Raw genomic sequence first — 15,142 nt, forward strand, 5'->3', positions numbered from 1 at the left:
ACGATTCAGCTCGGTCATGCACGGCTCATTTCGATAATTCGATTATTTCAGTAATCAGATTATCATCGTCGGTATGCGCCGCGCAGAGACCCGGGAGGTCAACCAGCACGCTCTGATCGATGCCGCGATCGCCGACATCGCCGAGCACGGCTACCAGGCGGCCCGGCTGACCGATATCGCTGCGCGCGCGGGACTCACCACCGGCGCGATCTACTCGATCTTCGGCAGCAAGCGCGCCCTGCTGATCGCAGCCACCAAGCGCATGGTGGAGGACTACCAGCAGACGTTGCGGCCGCTGGCGGACCCGGAACTGGATCTGCGCGCGGTGGTACGCGGGTACGCGAGAGCCGTACTCGACTCGACCGGCGCACCCCACGCCCGCGAGCACTTCGCGTTCGAACTAGAGGGCCTGGCCGCCGCGCTACGCGACCCGCAGCTGATGTCCGAGGTCGACACGCAGGTGCCGAGTACCCCCGGCGTGCTCGCGACGCTGTTCACCGATCGCCGGATCGGCACGGCGCGCACCACGGCCGAGCAGGCCGAGCGGCTGGCGCAGGCGGTGCACGCGCTGGTCACCGGCTTCGCGCAGCATGCGGTGATCGACCAGGACAGTGTGGACCGCGACTTCGTGGTGGCCAGCGCGGTCCAGCTGACCGCGCTGGTAGGCACGCCAGACGCGTGATCAAGGACCGGCGGCTCTGAGGCGAGGTGGGAACTCGACACCGGAGCAGTCAGCGGCATTCCGCTGCCCCGCACATGGGGAGCGACCGCCTATGCTCGATGCAGGCCTCGCCGACCGCAGGATAGGCGTCGTTCCCGCTGGGTCGAGACACACCAGCCACCCATCGCTCGCCCAGGAAGGAATGCCATGTGGGGTAGGTGGATACTGTCCGCGGCCGCTCTCGGCAACGCGGTTCTGCAATGGGTCGACGACTACAACTCGACCCACATTTTCAATCCTGCCTTCACTCCGCACGCCAAATTCCATGACGGCCTCACGATCTCATTGGCCAGCATCTTGGGTGTGCTGGCACTGATCTACCTGTGGAGCCCTGGATACGATCGGGAACGACTGCGACCAGCTGCTCTGTTCGCCGGTGTCTGGTGGGCCGGCGCGGCCGGCGCATTTCTGTTTCCAGGCGCGTCACACCGCGACGCCCAATTCGCCGCCGATGTACCGCATCTGTTCGGCATGCCGATCGACCTGCGCACCATCGTCCCCACCATGATCGCGGTGGTCGCACTCGGATACATAGTGGAACGCCGTCGCCTCACCAACCCGTTTCCCCGGCAGAGCTAGGCGCGTTCGACTTTCGTTCGCCGCACGAGCCACGGATTTCCGTCCGCGACGATCGCGCCGGACTCGACCAAGGTCTGCACGCGCCAGATCAAAATGGTGCGTCGGCGACGCTCATGACGGGGGCGATGATTCGGGATATCGGGGTCCAGTCCGCACCGGCCGCTTCGAGGAGAGCACGGTCGTAGTGATCCGACGGCGCGGAGACAAGGTCACCATCTCGCACGATACGGAAAGTCTCGTTCTCCTGTACCAGCCGCTCCCAGGTGCTGCGCACCGTTGACCCGTTCGGTGGCGGCGACAGGACGTGCAGTTTCCAGCTGTCGAGAAAGTTCTTCCAGGTCACGGCCGCCGAGTGCTCAAAGATGGCTGACAACACATCAGGGACATCCCCTACTCGGGGGACGTCAGATTCACCGCTCAACGGCGTCCGGGTTCGTCCACACCGTTCGAGGCAACCACGACTGGGGCTTCGGCGCCCCCTACACCGGACGACCCGGCGTCGAAATCGATCATCACTACTCCGACCGATCCTCGGACACCAGCCGGGATCCGCTGCCTATCGCGACCATCGCGTGGTGGTGGGAACTTTGAGCCGCGTGCACTGCGGCCGCGTCGCGGCATCCCGACCGTGCTTCTCGAACCACGGTGAGAGCGCGGGGCGCACCTCGCGCTGCGACTGCACCCCTCGGGCAGCGCAACGGAGTTCCGCGCTGGGCCGAACTCTACGGTTTCGGACATGACGCGGCATGCCCCGAAAACTCAGGGCATGCCTGCGGATTGCTCCGCGGCGCTACTTCGGGATGCATGCGCCGCCGACCAGGTGAATCCGGATCAAGCAGGCGATGTACTCGATTTGCTTGGTGAGGTCGGCGGAGCCGGAGAAGATGCTCGTCTCGGCACCGACCGGCGACGGTGCCGCCGTGGCGAGCGGCGCGGCGCCGGTCAGGACCGCGGCCGTCACCAGCAGTGCGGCGGCACAACGTTTGGTACGCAACATTATTCGTCCTCCAGGTCGAGCCCCGACCTGGAGGAAGCGTAACGAGAACGACAGCCGCGGGCATGCCCGGAATTCCACCGGGCACCTCTCAAGGCAGTGCGGTGATGAGCTTTTCGAGTTCGACACGGGGGCCGGTGAAGAAGGGGACCTCTTCACGGACGTGCAGGCGGGCCTCGGTGGCGCGCAGGTCACGCATCAGGTCGACGATGCGGTGCAGTTCCGGGGCCTCGAACGCGAGAATCCACTCGTAGTCGCCGAGCGCGAACGAGCTCACCGTGTTGGCGCGCACGTCCGGGTAGCCACGGGCGGCCTTGCCGTGATCGGCGAGCATCTTGCGGCGCTCTTCGTCGGGCAGCAGGTACCACTCGTAGGAGCGGACGAACGGGTACACGCAGATGTAGTTGCCCGGGTCCTCGCCGGCCAGGAAGGCGGGGACGTGGCTCTTGTTGAACTCGGCCGGGCGGTGCAGCGCCACATTGCTCCACACCGGCGCGCTCGCGCGGCCCAGTTCGGTGGTGCGCCGGAAGTCCGCGTAGGCGGCCTGCAGATCCTCGACCCGTTCGGCGTGCGTCCAGATCATGAAGTCCGCGTCGGCGCGCATCCCCGCCACGTCGTACACGCCGCGGACCACGACCTCCCGGTCGGCCAAGCCCTCGAAGAACGCCCGCGCCTCTTTGATCGCCGCGGCCCGGTCCTCGCCGAGCACGCCCGGCTGCACCTGGAACACCGAGAACATCAGGTATCGGATCGTCGAATTGAGTGCTTGATAGTCCAGTCGCGCCATACCCCCCATCGTGCCACTCCCCCCACCCACCACCGCCGTGCGGTAGCTCACCTCGCCGCACCCCGACTGCCTTCCCGCACCACTTCCGTCTTCCCGCACCCGCTATGCCAGTCCACATCGGGCGCAGGAAGACAGCACTGGTGCGAGAGACCTCGCGATGCGATCGACAGCGGCTGGCGCGGCCGCTGTGGAACCCGCGCAGACAAGGCGAAACGTGCTGCGCCGGTACAGCTCCCGCAGGGCCGGCACCATCACCACGCACCGGCGCACGGCAAGTCGCCGACTCACCGCCGATCGCCGAAACTCTGGCGGGCGTTCAGTTCAGCGCGGCGGCGATGCGGTGGGCGGCGGCGGTGCCGGACGCGACGCAGGCGGGGACGCCGACGCCGTGCAGGTAGGCGCCGGCCAGAGCCAGGCCGTCGAGGGGCGCGACGGCGGATTCGGCGGCGGCGATGCGGTCGGTGTGGCCGGGGGCGTATTGGGGCAGGCCACCGCGCCAGCGCTGGACGGCGGCGTCGGTGTGCGCGATGACGGTGCCGGTGACGGTGGCCAGGTCCGCGGCGGCGGTGGTGATCAGGTCGGTGTCGGACCAGGACAGGGTGCTGTCGTCGCCGAATTTCCCGAACGAGACGCGCACCAGCGCGGTGTCCCGCTGGGCGAGGTGCGTCCATTTGCGGCTGGACAGGGTGAAAGCCTTGGCGCGCAACGACTCTCCGGTGGCGACCAGAATCCCGGAGTGCTGCGGCAGTTCCGCTTCCAGCGCAAGCGCAAGCGCGACAACGACGGAGGAGGACAGCTCGATCCCCGCCAGCGCGGTCGCGGCGTCGGGCGCGACAGTGCCGAGCAGCCGGGCAGTCACCGGCGCGGGGGTGGCGAGCACGACGGCGTCCACCGCACCGACCGGATCGATGATCCATCCGCGCAACCCGCGCGCGAGGCGGGTCGCGGGCGTCGCCGTCACGAACTTCGCGCCGGATCGGGCCGCCAGGGCTTCCAGCAGTACCTGGTATCCGTCTCGGATTCCGCCGAATACGGGCGCGTTGGACGGGGGCGGCAGCGCGACCGCCACCGCGTGGGTGAGGCTGGGCGCGCCGTCGTCGAGGGCCGCGGCCAGCGTCGGCAGCGCCGCGCGCACGCCGATCGATCGGGAACTGCCCGCGTACACGCCGCCGAGCAGCGGATCGACGCTGCGGTCGGCGACCTGCGCACCGAAGCGGTCGGCGACCAGCTGATAGACGTCGATGTCGGCACCCGGCTCCCAGATCAGCGGTCGCTGCGGCTCCGCGGCGATCTTGGCCAGGGTTTCCGCATCGACCAGCCCGCGCATCGATTCCGCGTCGGACGGGATGCCCATCAGCGTCCGCTCGGGCAGCGGATGCGCCGCGCCACCGGACCACAGCAGCGGACGCAGTCCTGCGGGTGTGACGAGCTGGGTTTCCAGCCCGAGTTCGCGAAGCAATTGGGGGACTTCGGGTCTGCGGCCGACGAAGGCCTCGGCCCCGAGATCCAACGGCCCCCCGGCGAGCTCACCGGTGTAGAGGATGCCGCCCACTCGCTCGGCCCGGTCGAGCACCACGATGTCGGCCTCGGCGCCCAGCAACGTCCGCATCCGATACGCCGCGACCAATCCACTGATCCCGCCGCCGACCACCGCGATCCTCATGCCTTCGACGCTATCCCCCGTCCCGGCCGCGCGACCCACCGGTCCACCGGAGGACAGGCCGCACCCTTCCTTGTCATACGGCAGCGTGCCCAACTCAGCCTCGAAACTGACCGACTTACCCCATTTGCCCGATTCACACTCATTGACGTCCAGAGTTGCCGTAGACCGTTTATAGCTCCTTTCACATAGGGGGGATTGGAAACATCAATTCTGACGAACCTTAGGCGTGTCTAGATATGTCTAATTGCCCTTCAAAATCGACTGAGCCCAGTTCTGAACTTTGCTAACGGTATGATGGAAGTCGACAAGTTTTCTGGGCGCTTCCGGTGGGGCCGCGGCGTCCAGCTCGCAGACAGGTCTCTGGTTCCCCGATCAACTCGTTGTGCCGCGTCGGCATACCGGGGGGACTGCTGCGCGCTGAGCCCGGCCCGCCGGATACGGCATGTGAGGAGAGTTACCGACTCGTGGCTACCAACCACCCCACCCTGACGCGATCCGCCGAGGCGGCATCGGACAAGCAGGGCTACAACGCGTCCAACGTCACCGTGCTCGAGGGGCTCGACGCGGTGCGCCTACGGCCCGGCATGTACGTCGGATCCACCGGCGAGGCCGGCCTGCATCATCTGATCAAGGAGATCGTGGACAACTCCGTCGACGAGGCGATGGCGGGCTACGGCGACCGAATCGACGTCACGCTGCTGGCCGACGGCGGCGTCCAGGTGGTCGACAGCGGCCGCGCTATCCCGGTCGAGCTGCACGCGCTCGGCATCCCCACCGTCGAGGTGGTGATGACGCGACTGCACGCGGGCGGCAAGTTCGACTCCGATACCTACGAGTTCTCCGGCGGCCTGCACGGTGTCGGCCTCTCGGTGGTCAATGCCCTGTGCGCCAGAGTCGAATTGGAGATCGACCGCGACGGATACCACTGGACACAGACCTACCTCGACGCCGAGCCCGACGAGCTGGTCCGCGGCGCACCGACCGACCGCACGGGCACCACCACCCGGTTCTGGGCCGATCCGAACATCTTCGAGACCACCACCTACACCTTCGAGACGGTCGCGCGCCGCCTGCAGGAAACGGCGTTCCTGAACAAGGGCCTCACCATCACCCTCACCGACGACCGCGGGACGGAGGCGGCGGAGGCGAGTACCCGCTCCTTCTGCTACCCGGGCGGTCTCGAGGATTTCGTCCGCCACATCAATCGCACCAAGCAGCCGATCCACCACTCCATCATCGGATTCACCAGCACCGGTCCCGGCACCAGCGTCGAGGTGGCGATGCAGTGGAACTCCGGCTATTCGGAGTCGGTGCACTCCTTCGTCAACACGATCAACACCAAGGACGGCGGCACCCACGAGGAGGGCTTCCGCTCGGCGCTGACCACGGTGGTCAACAAGTACGCCAGAGAGAAGAAGCTGATCAAGGAGAAGGACGGCAGCCTCACCGGTGACGATATCCGCGAGGGCCTGGCCGCGATCGTCAGCGTGAAGGTCGCCGAGCCGCAGTTCGAGGGCCAGACCAAGACCAAGCTGGGCAACACCGAAATCCGTTCGCTGGTGCAGAAATCGTGCAACGAACACCTCACGCACTGGTTCGAGGCGAACCCCGCCGACGCGAAAACCGTGGTGACCAAGGCGATATCCTCGGCTCAGGCGCGCACTGCCGCGCGTAAGGCGCGAGAGTTGGTGCGCCGCAAGTCCACCGCCGATCTGGGTGGACTGCCGGGCAAGCTGGCCGACTGCCGGTCCAAGGACCCGGGCCGTTCCGAGATCTACATCGTGGAGGGCGATTCCGCCGGTGGCTCGGCCAAATCCGGCCGTGACTCGATGTATCAGGCGATCCTGCCGCTGCGCGGAAAGATCATCAACGTCGAACGGACCCGCATCGACCGGGTGTTGAAGAACAACGAGGTGCAGTCGATCATCACCGCCTTCGGCACCGGCATCCACGACGAGTTCGACATCGCCAAGCTGCGGTATCACAAGATCGTGCTGATGGCCGACGCCGACGTCGACGGCCAGCACATCACCACACTGCTGCTCACGCTGCTGTTCCGGTTCATGCGCCCACTCATCGAGCAGGGGCACGTGTACCTGGCCCAGCCTCCGCTGTACAAGCTCAAGTGGCAGCGCGGCGAGGCCGAGTTCGCCTACTCCGACCGGGAACGCGACACGCTCCTCGAGGACGGGCTCGCGAGCGGCAAGAAGATCAACAAGGACGACGGGGTACAGCGCTACAAGGGTCTGGGCGAGATGAACGCCAAAGAACTGTGGGAGACCACCATGGACCCGCGGACCCGCATCCTGCGCCGCGTCACGCTCGCCGACGCGGCGGCCGCCGACGAACTGTTCTCCATCCTGATGGGTGAAGACGTCGAAGCCCGACGCACTTTCATCACCCGCAACGCGAAAGACGTGCGATTCCTGGATCTTTGAGCACCGACGAGGAGAACCCATGCCGACCCGGCTGTACTCGACCACCGGCCTGCTCGAAGCGCCACCGGTATGAACCGACGGCGGCGTGCTGTTCTCGAACGTCACCGGTGGCGGAGTATTCCGCCACCGGGAGGGCGCGCTACAGCTCGTGGATCAATTCGACCAGCGCGGTCAGCACGCCGGGGTCGGTATCGGGCAGGACGCCGTGCCCGAGATTGAAGATATGTCCCTTGGCGCCCAAGGTGATCGCCTCGTCCGCCTCGGCCGCGATCCGGCGCGCCTCGGCTTCGACGGCCGCCGCACCCGCGAACAACACCGCCGGATCGAGGTTGCCCTGCAACGCTTTTCCGGGCCCGACTCGGCGGACGGCCTCGGTGAGCGGCACCCGCCAGTCCACGCCGACCACGTCGGCGCCCGCCTCGCCCATCGCGCCGAGCAGCTCGCCCGTGCCCACGCCGAAGTGGATGCGCGGCACGCCGGCGGCGGCCACCTCGGCGAACACCCGCTCCGAATGCGGCAGCACGAACCGGCGGTAGTCGGCCAGCGACAGCGCGCCCGCCCACGAATCGAACAGCTGGATCGCGTCGACCCCCGCGGCCAGCTGCGCCTGCAGGAACGCGATGGTGATATCGGTGAGCGCGCCGAGCAGCGCGTGCCAGGTCTGCGGATCGGCGTACATCATCGACTTGGTGCGCTCGTGGTTCTTGCTCGGCCCGCCCTCGACCAGATAGGACGCGAGGGTGAACGGTGCGCCCGCGAACCCGATCAACGGCGTCTCGCCGAGCGCGTCGACCAGCAACCGCACCCCGTCGGTGACCGCGCCCACTTCCTCCGGGCGCAATCGCGGCAGGGCGCGCACATCGTCGACGGTGCGCACCGGCGACGCGATCACCGGCCCCACGCCGGGCACGATGTCCAGATCGACACCCGCGGCCTTCAACGGAACCACGATGTCGGAGAACAGGATCGCCGCGTCCACCCGGTGCCTGCGGATCGGCTGCAGGGTGATCTCGCACACCAGCTCCGGATCGAAACAGGACTCGAGCATGCCGACGCCCTTGCGCAGTTCGCGGTACTCGGGCAGCGACCGTCCAGCTTGGCGCATGAACCACACCGGGCGCCGGCTCGGCGTCGCGCCGGTGGCGGCGGCCAGGAACGGGGCATCGGTCAGGCGGCGGCGGGTGTATGTGCTCATCACGGCTATCGTATGCGGCCCCCGATCCGGGCCGAGCCGGACACCGGTGGCGTAGCACCCACGAGCGCACCGACCGGTCGCGCACCGGCCGATCCGCCGACACGGCCTGCGCTACCACGGAAGTTCCGGCGCAGCCCGCGCCGACTCCAGCGGCGCGCCTCCGCCTGTGCGGGGGGCACTAGGTCTACCGTCCCCTTCGTGACACCGCTCGACTTCCGCGACGGCGCCGCACCGACCGAGGGACCTCATGGCGAGCCAGCTCAATTTCGCGCCGCGGTCGATGCGATGGGGACCGCTACAGTGCACCCTCGGATCGAGCTTGCGCCCATTCGGCCGCCGCAACGTCTGGCTCCCTACTCGTATGCACTCGGTGCCGAGGTAAAGCATCCGGAATCCGGTGTCGTACCGGTCGATTCGGAAGGCGACGCGTTCGGCAGACTGATCCTGCTGCACGACCCCGACGGTGACGACGCCTGGCACGGCACGCTGCGACTGGTCGCCTACATCCAGGCCGATATCGACGCCGCACTGGCCACCGACCCGCTGCTGCCCGAGGTGGCGTGGAGCTGGCTGGTGGACGCGCTCGAATCGCGCTCCGAGCCGTTCACCGCGCTCGGCGGCACAGTGACCTCGACGAGTTCGGTGCGCTACGGCGATATCGCGGGTCCGCCCCGCGCACACCAACTGGAACTACGCGCCTCCTGGACCGCCGTCACCACCGATATCCGGCCGCACGTGGAGGGCTTCTGCGAAGTTCTCGCCTACGCCGCCGGATTGCCGCCGGCCGGGATCACGCAGCTGGAGATGCGTCCAGGCGGTTCCGCCGACAAGCGGTAGCGATTTTTCGCGGCCGAGCGGAAGACAGACCGGTGCCGCGGCGTTGAGATGAACGAAAGCCGACAACGATTGTGCTGGCGTTCGTCATTCCGACACACGGAAGTCCGATAGGACGACGACGGCCGCGCACCTGCACGTAAAGTTCAACAACATGTCCGTACCCGAAGAATCCGAAACCACCGGCGCGCCTCCTCTGCTTGCGCCGGTGGACGGCGTGCCTCCGGTACTGGACACCGCCGCCGAAATCGCCGCGGCCGCTGACCGTCTCGCCGCGGGCACCGGCCCGCTCGCCGTAGACGCCGAACGCGCCTCAGGATTCCGGTATTCGGCGCGCGCCTATCTGATCCAGCTCCGCCGCAAAGGCGCAGGCACTTTTCTCATCGATCCGATCCCCGTGACCGACGCCCTGGCCCCGCTGGCCGCCGCGATCAACGACCTGGAATGGGTATTGCATTCGGCCGACCAGGATCTGCCCGGCCTCGCCGAACTCGGCCTACGACCGCAGCGGCTGTTCGACACCGAATTGGGCGGGCGGCTCGCCGGATTCGAGCGCGTCGGCCTGGCCGCCATGGTGGAAAACCTGCTGGGACACGCGCTACGCAAGGGACACGGCGCGGCCGACTGGTCCACCCGGCCGCTGCCCGACGAATGGCTCAACTACGCGGCACTCGACGTCGAACTGCTCCTCGAACTGCGTGACGCGGTTGCCGCCGAACTCGACGCGCAAGGCAAGAGCGATTGGGCGGCACAGGAATTCGAGCACGTCAGAACCACCGAATCGCCCGCACCGAAGGCGGACCGCTGGCGGCGCACCTCGGGCATCCACACCCTGCGCCGGGCCAGGCAGTTGGCCGTCGTCCGCGAACTATGGACCACCCGGGACGCGCTGGCCCGCGCCCGCGACGTGGCGCCCGCGCGGATCTTGCCCGACGCCGCCATCATCGCCGCCGTGACGGCCGATCCGAAAACCATCGCTCAACTGCGCGGACTACCCGTCTTCGGCGGACCGCGGCAGCGGCGGTACTCGCGCGAATGGCTGGCCGCCGTCGACCGCGGGCGCACCATGCCCGACTCCGAACTACCGCCGCTCACCCAGCCGTTCGACGGTCCGCCCCCGGTGAACCGGTGGGAGCGCCGCGATCCCGCCGCCGCCGCCCGGTTGACCCGCGCGCGCACCGCCATGGGCGAACTCTCCGCGAAACATTCGATTCCCGTCGAAAACCTGCTGTCCCCGGACCTCGTCCGCCGCCTCTGCTGGGACGGACTCCCCGACTACGACCGCGCCCCCGACTCCCCCGAAGAACTGGCCGCCGCCATCGACGGCTTCCTCAAATCCGGCGGCGCCAGGCAGTGGCAGCGCGAACTCGCCGTCCCTCCACTGACCGTCGCCCTGACGCCCGCTTGAGTTGCGGGGCGCGGGTCGGCCCGCCGAGTTCCGCGGCGCATCGCACACGGCGAGTGGGCCGCAGGTGTTCGCCGTGGCGCGTCACACGCAGTAGACCGCGGGTGGCGCGAGTGCGCAGGCCGAGTAGGCCATCGCACGGGTGAGCGCGGCTTGTGGCTGCGGTCGGCCGTCCGCAGGTGAGCGCGGCTTATCAGCGGTGGCTGCGTCGGCCATCCGCAGGTGAGCGCGGCTTATCAGCGGTGGCTGCGTCGGCCATCCGCAGGTGAGCGCGGCTTGCCAGCGGTGGGGGCGGTCGGCCATCCGCAGGTGACCGCGGCGCGGCGGGTTCAGAGTGTGGATGTGCTGACGGATCGGCCGAAGACGGCGAGGCCGTTGTCCATCGCGGCGCCGAAGGGTTCGGCCAGGGCGTCCGGCAGAACGTCGTGGGTCCAGACGAAACGGGTCTGCCCGTCGCCGTGCGGGAAGACCTGCATGCAGGCGTTGTTGTGCTCTGGCGTGACGCTGCCGCCCACGATCGAATAGACGAAGCGGCGCTCGTTCTCCTCGATGACCACGAGCCGTTCCCGCAGCACCGAGCCGTCGGCGAAGTCGACCACGCGATATCCCGGCTCCGCCAGTGCGCTGCGCACGGCGAACCCCGGTGCCATGCGCGTCGGCCCGTCGGCGAAGTCTCGGATGATGTCCCAGATCTCCGCGGGGTCCGCGTCCACGACCAATTCTTTGCGTACCGATGCCATGACCAGATCTCCTCGTTCGCCTCAGGTCGGCAAGATAACTTGCGTTCGCCGAACGATAGTTAGATAACCATCTACCGTCAATCGGTAGTTACGATGGTTGGATGCCGAGCCCGGTCCCCTCCGCCGACAACGCACCTCCCGCCCTGCACCGCATCGTGGAGTTCGTCAACACCCGCCGCGCCGACGGCGATCACCTCACCACCCCCGCTCACCTGCTCACGTGGCTGAACACCCACGACCTCCGGCAACCCGCGCCGGATCCGACCGACGTTCTCGTTGCGCCCGGCACCCCGAACGCAGCCGATGCGGGCGGATTGCAGCGGGCGTTGTCTTTGCGCGAAGGGTTGCGGGCGCTACTGGCCGGGAACAATGCCGCGCCCGTGCCGAGCCCGCGGCCGGATGGGCTCGATCCGCAGGCATTTCAGAAGTGTCGGACGCTCACCGACATGCTGCCCCTCGTGCTCGACATCACCGGACCGCAACCACGTCTGGTGCCGCACACCGACGACCCCGTCGATTTCGCCCTCGCCACCATGCTCGCCGACGTCTTCGCCGCCGTCAGCGCAGGCACCTGGAACCGCATGAAAGCCTGCCGCGAACCGAGCTGCCGCTGGGCCTTCTACGACCACTCGCGCAACCGCGGCCGCACCTGGTGCTCGATGAACGTCTGCGGCAACCGCGTGAAAGTCCGCGCCTCCCACCGCCGCCGCACCCTGTCTTGAGCACCGCTCACCACCCCGCGCACCCTCACCACCCCCGCGCACCTTTCGTCATCCCGCGCGCGTGTCATTCGACCGACACGCGCGCGGGACAACAGAACCTGCGCGGCACGTGCTACGTCCAGTGGGCGACGTAACGGCCGAGAAGCTCACGCAGGGTGCGGATCTCGTTGTCGTGGAGGTCGGACGCACTGTGCGCCGTTATGTCAGTGGGCTTCTCTACGCTGCCGCCCATGACCCGTTCTCGAACCAGACCCCGCCACACTGCCGGCCCTTTCGCGCTGGCCGGCACCGAACCCGACGAGATCGACACCCTTGGGATTTCGCCGGCCCTGGCGGTGCCGCGTGACAGCGGGTTCCGGCCGGTCGGGACGGTGTGAGAAATGTTCAGACTCGATGGCGAAGTGGGCGTCTCCTACAGTCAGATCTACGTCGTGAGCGACTCCTCGGGCATCAGCCCAGGCATGCACGAGGCGTTCGCCGGACAGAACTCAGGACTGTGCGGCGCCGCGGTGCCCGGCGCACTCTTCCTGAGCACCGGTTTGCACACCGGCGACGTGGGCTTCACCGTCGAAGTGCTCGGCCAGGCTCCCCCGCTCGATCCGAAATGGGAAGAGGTCGTGGAGGTCTCCTTCTACCCACTCTCGGAACAGAGCTCCCTGATGCAGTGGGCCGGTGAGGACTCCTGGGAACTGAACTTGAAAGAAGGGCTCGACTACCGAGTGCGGTACTGCGCACAGGGCATGGACCAAGCACGCCAGAAAGACGTCGGACTCGACGATGAGCCACCACTGGACCGCTACCTCCTGCAGTTCTGGCCCGCCGCACCCGAACCGGACCGCATAGTGCGCCAGACCTCGCAGGCCGCGGCATACTCCCATGACTGGGCCCGCCGGCAACCCGATGCCCAGTTCCGCGCACGGGCCATCATGGCCCAACGACGGGCACACCTCCCCCTGGAAGGCGCCGAATCGATTCGCGACGCCGAAACTTTCGAAGGCACCGCGGATATGGCGGTCATCTCCCGCGAGGTCGAGCTCCGGTTAGTCCGCGAACAGCTGACAGCGTTGAGTTCCTGTCCCACAGCGATGCCCTGGGATTGGGCCGAAACCTTCGTCCTGCCGGCCGGCGAGCGAGTCCATTACCTCGACGCGTTCCTCGAACAGGTCGGTGAGCACGCCTTCGCCCTCGGTACGGTTCTGGCGTCGCTGGGTTCCGGCCCGGACTGCTACTACTTGGCGTTCGTGACACCGACCGAATTCGAACAACTCTCACAGCTTCTCACCGCGCACAGAATGAGCGCTGAAAGCGTGCGGTACGGCCGCTGGACTCCACGAGCGAGCCCGGAAGACATCGCTGCGAGCACCGCGATCAGAGCCTGGGCCAGAGCAAACGGCCACCAGGTCAGCGCACTCCCAGGCGCGGCGACGGCGCCACTCGTGCACCTCGACGCACCCGAGGAGCCGGAACCGGACCGGCGCACCTGAGCCGCTCGGCGCCCGGACGAACCGCACCCTTCCCGGAGGCGAACTACGGCGTGTCCCAACGCGAGTCGACGCCACTGCGGCCCACGTACGGTGCGCACACGCCCCGCGATGCCGCGGTTATCGGGCCGCGAGCCACCCGCCGATCCGCCGGGCGATATCCGGTGCCGTCAAACCGAGTTCGGCGTGCACCTCGCCGCGGGACGCGTGGTCGAGGAACTGCTGGGGGACGCCGAGGTCGCGGGTGGGGATGTCGAGGCCGGAGTTGCGCAGCCGGGCCGAGACGGTGGAGCCGATGCCGCCGTGCAGCCCGCCGTCCTCCAATGTCACGACCAGCCGGTAGTTTTCGGCGAGTTTGACCAGGGTGTCGGAGATGGGCAGCACCCAGCGCGGGTCGATGACCGTGACCGAAACCCCTTCGTTCTCCAGCAGATCCGCCGCCTGCAGGGCGAGTTCGGCGAACGAGCCGACCGCGACGAGCAGCACGTCACCGCGCACCGCCTGCACCGAACCGCCGCCGTCGAGCGCGGTGTCGTCGCTGTGGTCGACCGAGGCCAGCCGCAGCACGTCGACACCGTCGAGCCGTTCGATCGCCGAGATATCGTCGGCGACACTGCCTTTGGGGAAGCGGATCGCGGTGGGCCCGTCGTTGACGGCGAGCGCCTCGGCGAGTTCTTCGCGCAGGGTGGCCGCATCGCGCGGCGCGGCCACGCGGATGCCGGGGACGATGCCGAGCACCGAGAGGTCCCACATGCCGTTGTGGCTGGCGCCGTCGGGTCCGGTGATGCCGGAACGGTCCAGCACGATGGTCACCGGTTGCTTCAGCAGTGCGACGTCCATCAGCAACTGGTCGAAGGCCCGGTTGAGGAAGGTCGAGTAGATCGCGACGACCGGGTGCATGCCGCCGAGCGCGAGCCCGGCCGCGGAGGCCATCGCGTGCTGTTCGGCGATGCCGACGTCGAACATCCGCTCCGGGAAGCGCTCACCGAACGCCGCGAGCCCGGTGGGGCCCGGCATGGCGGCGGTGATGGCGACGATGTCGTCCCGCTTCTCGGCGTGCGCGATGAGTTCCTGCGAGAACACCGCCGTCCAGCCCAAGGCCTTCGGCCCGCCGACGGGCCTGCCGGTGAGCGGATCGATCGGATCGCAGGCGTGCATCTGATCGGCGATGTGGTTCTCGGCGGGCGCGTAACCGCGGCCCTTCTGCGTCACCGCGTGCACCACGACGGGCCCGCCGAAGTCCTTGGCGCGGCGCAGCGCGGCTTCCATCGCGACGATGTCGTGTCCGTCGACGGGGCCGACGTATTTCATGCCGAGATCGCTGAACAGCTCCTGCGGGCTCACCGCGTCTTTTATCCCGGCTTTCACCGCGTGCATCATCGAGTACGCGGACTCCCCGACCCGCGGGATGCTCTTGATGATCCGCTTCCCGGCGTCGAGCGCGTGCTCATAGGCGGGCTGGGTGCGCAGAGCGGTCAACCGGTCGGCGAGTCCGCCGATGGTGGGCGCGTAGGAGCGACCGTTGTCGTTGACCACGATGACGACAGAACGGTCCGGCGCGCCCGCGATGTTGTTGAGCGCCT

15 protein-coding genes are annotated in these 15,142 nt (G+C 67.9%); 8 read left to right on the forward strand and 7 right to left on the reverse strand.

The window, feature by feature from the left end; all coding sequences use genetic code 11:
- Positions 1–73 precede the first annotated feature (73 nt).
- Positions 74–682 carry a TetR/AcrR family transcriptional regulator gene (locus NBRGI_RS27670; RefSeq protein ID WP_051728073.1) on the forward strand — a complete coding sequence of 203 codons (609 nt, stop codon included), beginning with the start codon at positions 74–76 and terminating at the stop codon, positions 680–682.
- Positions 683–868: 186 nt separating this feature from the next.
- Positions 869–1,300, forward strand: coding sequence for a DUF6640 family protein (locus tag NBRGI_RS27675; RefSeq protein ID WP_029900136.1), 432 nt, complete (start codon positions 869–871; stop codon positions 1,298–1,300).
- A gap of 88 nt (positions 1,301–1,388) precedes the next feature.
- Here the strand turns inward: NBRGI_RS27675 and NBRGI_RS48240 are convergent, their stop codons facing one another.
- From NBRGI_RS48240 to NBRGI_RS27700, 4 genes are all read right to left on the reverse strand, one after another.
- On the reverse strand, positions 1,389–1,673 hold the full coding sequence (locus NBRGI_RS48240) for a DUF3658 domain-containing protein (RefSeq protein WP_158439929.1): 285 nt from the start codon (positions 1,671–1,673) through the stop codon (positions 1,389–1,391).
- 417 nt (positions 1,674–2,090) lie between these two features.
- Positions 2,091–2,297, reverse strand: coding sequence for a hypothetical protein (locus NBRGI_RS27690; RefSeq protein ID WP_029900138.1), 207 nt, complete (start codon positions 2,295–2,297; stop codon positions 2,091–2,093).
- Between the two features lie 88 nt (positions 2,298–2,385).
- Positions 2,386–3,081 (reverse strand): hydrogen peroxide-dependent heme synthase, encoded by a 696-nt coding sequence (gene hemQ / locus NBRGI_RS27695; RefSeq protein WP_029900139.1) that lies wholly within the window; start codon positions 3,079–3,081, stop codon positions 2,386–2,388.
- 316 nt (positions 3,082–3,397) lie between these two features.
- Positions 3,398–4,744, reverse strand: a complete 1,347-nt coding sequence (locus NBRGI_RS27700) for a protoporphyrinogen oxidase (RefSeq protein WP_029900140.1) — start codon at positions 4,742–4,744, stop codon at positions 3,398–3,400.
- A 464-nt stretch (positions 4,745–5,208) separates the two neighbouring features.
- Between NBRGI_RS27700 and gyrB the strand changes: the two genes are divergently transcribed.
- Positions 5,209–7,182, forward strand: a complete 1,974-nt coding sequence (gene gyrB, locus NBRGI_RS27705; protein ID WP_081878258.1) for a DNA topoisomerase (ATP-hydrolyzing) subunit B — start codon at positions 5,209–5,211, stop codon at positions 7,180–7,182.
- 139 nt (positions 7,183–7,321) lie between these two features.
- Here the strand turns inward: gyrB and hemE are convergent, their stop codons facing one another.
- Complete coding sequence (hemE, locus tag NBRGI_RS27710; RefSeq protein ID WP_014986671.1) at positions 7,322–8,377, reverse strand: uroporphyrinogen decarboxylase; 1,056 nt, start codon at positions 8,375–8,377, stop codon at positions 7,322–7,324.
- A 198-nt stretch (positions 8,378–8,575) separates the two neighbouring features.
- Between hemE and NBRGI_RS27715 the strand changes: the two genes are divergently transcribed.
- The gene (locus NBRGI_RS27715) at positions 8,576–9,214 is read left to right on the forward strand and encodes a DUF3000 domain-containing protein (protein ID WP_036561166.1); all 639 of its coding nucleotides are present in this window, start codon (positions 8,576–8,578) and stop codon (positions 9,212–9,214) included.
- A gap of 151 nt (positions 9,215–9,365) precedes the next feature.
- Positions 9,366–10,619: a ribonuclease D gene (locus tag NBRGI_RS27720; protein ID WP_029900144.1), complete on the forward strand. Its 1,254-nt coding sequence runs from the start codon at positions 9,366–9,368 to the stop codon at positions 10,617–10,619.
- A 326-nt stretch (positions 10,620–10,945) separates the two neighbouring features.
- Here NBRGI_RS27720 and NBRGI_RS27725 read toward each other — a convergent pair whose 3' ends face one another.
- A complete protein-coding gene (locus tag NBRGI_RS27725; RefSeq protein ID WP_029900145.1) occupies positions 10,946–11,356 on the reverse strand; it encodes an SRPBCC family protein in 411 nt (136 codons plus the stop codon).
- A gap of 101 nt (positions 11,357–11,457) precedes the next feature.
- On the opposite strand from NBRGI_RS27725, the gene NBRGI_RS27730 reads away from it, so the two are divergent.
- The 3 genes from NBRGI_RS27730 (at position 11,458) to NBRGI_RS48785 (ending at position 13,562) form a co-directional block, all read left to right on the forward strand.
- On the forward strand, positions 11,458–12,078 hold the full coding sequence (locus tag NBRGI_RS27730) for a CGNR zinc finger domain-containing protein (RefSeq protein ID WP_029900146.1): 621 nt from the start codon (positions 11,458–11,460) through the stop codon (positions 12,076–12,078).
- Between the two features lie 230 nt (positions 12,079–12,308).
- Positions 12,309–12,455 carry a hypothetical protein gene (locus tag NBRGI_RS48245; RefSeq protein WP_158439931.1) on the forward strand — a complete coding sequence of 49 codons (147 nt, stop codon included), beginning with the start codon at positions 12,309–12,311 and terminating at the stop codon, positions 12,453–12,455.
- 3 nt (positions 12,456–12,458) lie between these two features.
- The gene (locus tag NBRGI_RS48785) at positions 12,459–13,562 is read left to right on the forward strand and encodes a hypothetical protein (RefSeq protein WP_063726319.1); all 1,104 of its coding nucleotides are present in this window, start codon (positions 12,459–12,461) and stop codon (positions 13,560–13,562) included.
- Between the two features lie 117 nt (positions 13,563–13,679).
- Here NBRGI_RS48785 and NBRGI_RS27745 read toward each other — a convergent pair.
- Positions 13,680–15,142: 1-deoxy-D-xylulose-5-phosphate synthase N-terminal domain-containing protein (locus tag NBRGI_RS27745; protein ID WP_029900148.1), on the reverse strand; the 1,463-nt coding region annotated here is incomplete at its 5' end.

The sequence above is a fragment of the Nocardia brasiliensis IFM 10847 genome (assembly GCF_000710915.1).
GTDB lineage: Bacteria > Actinomycetota > Actinomycetes > Mycobacteriales > Mycobacteriaceae > Nocardia > Nocardia brasiliensis_A.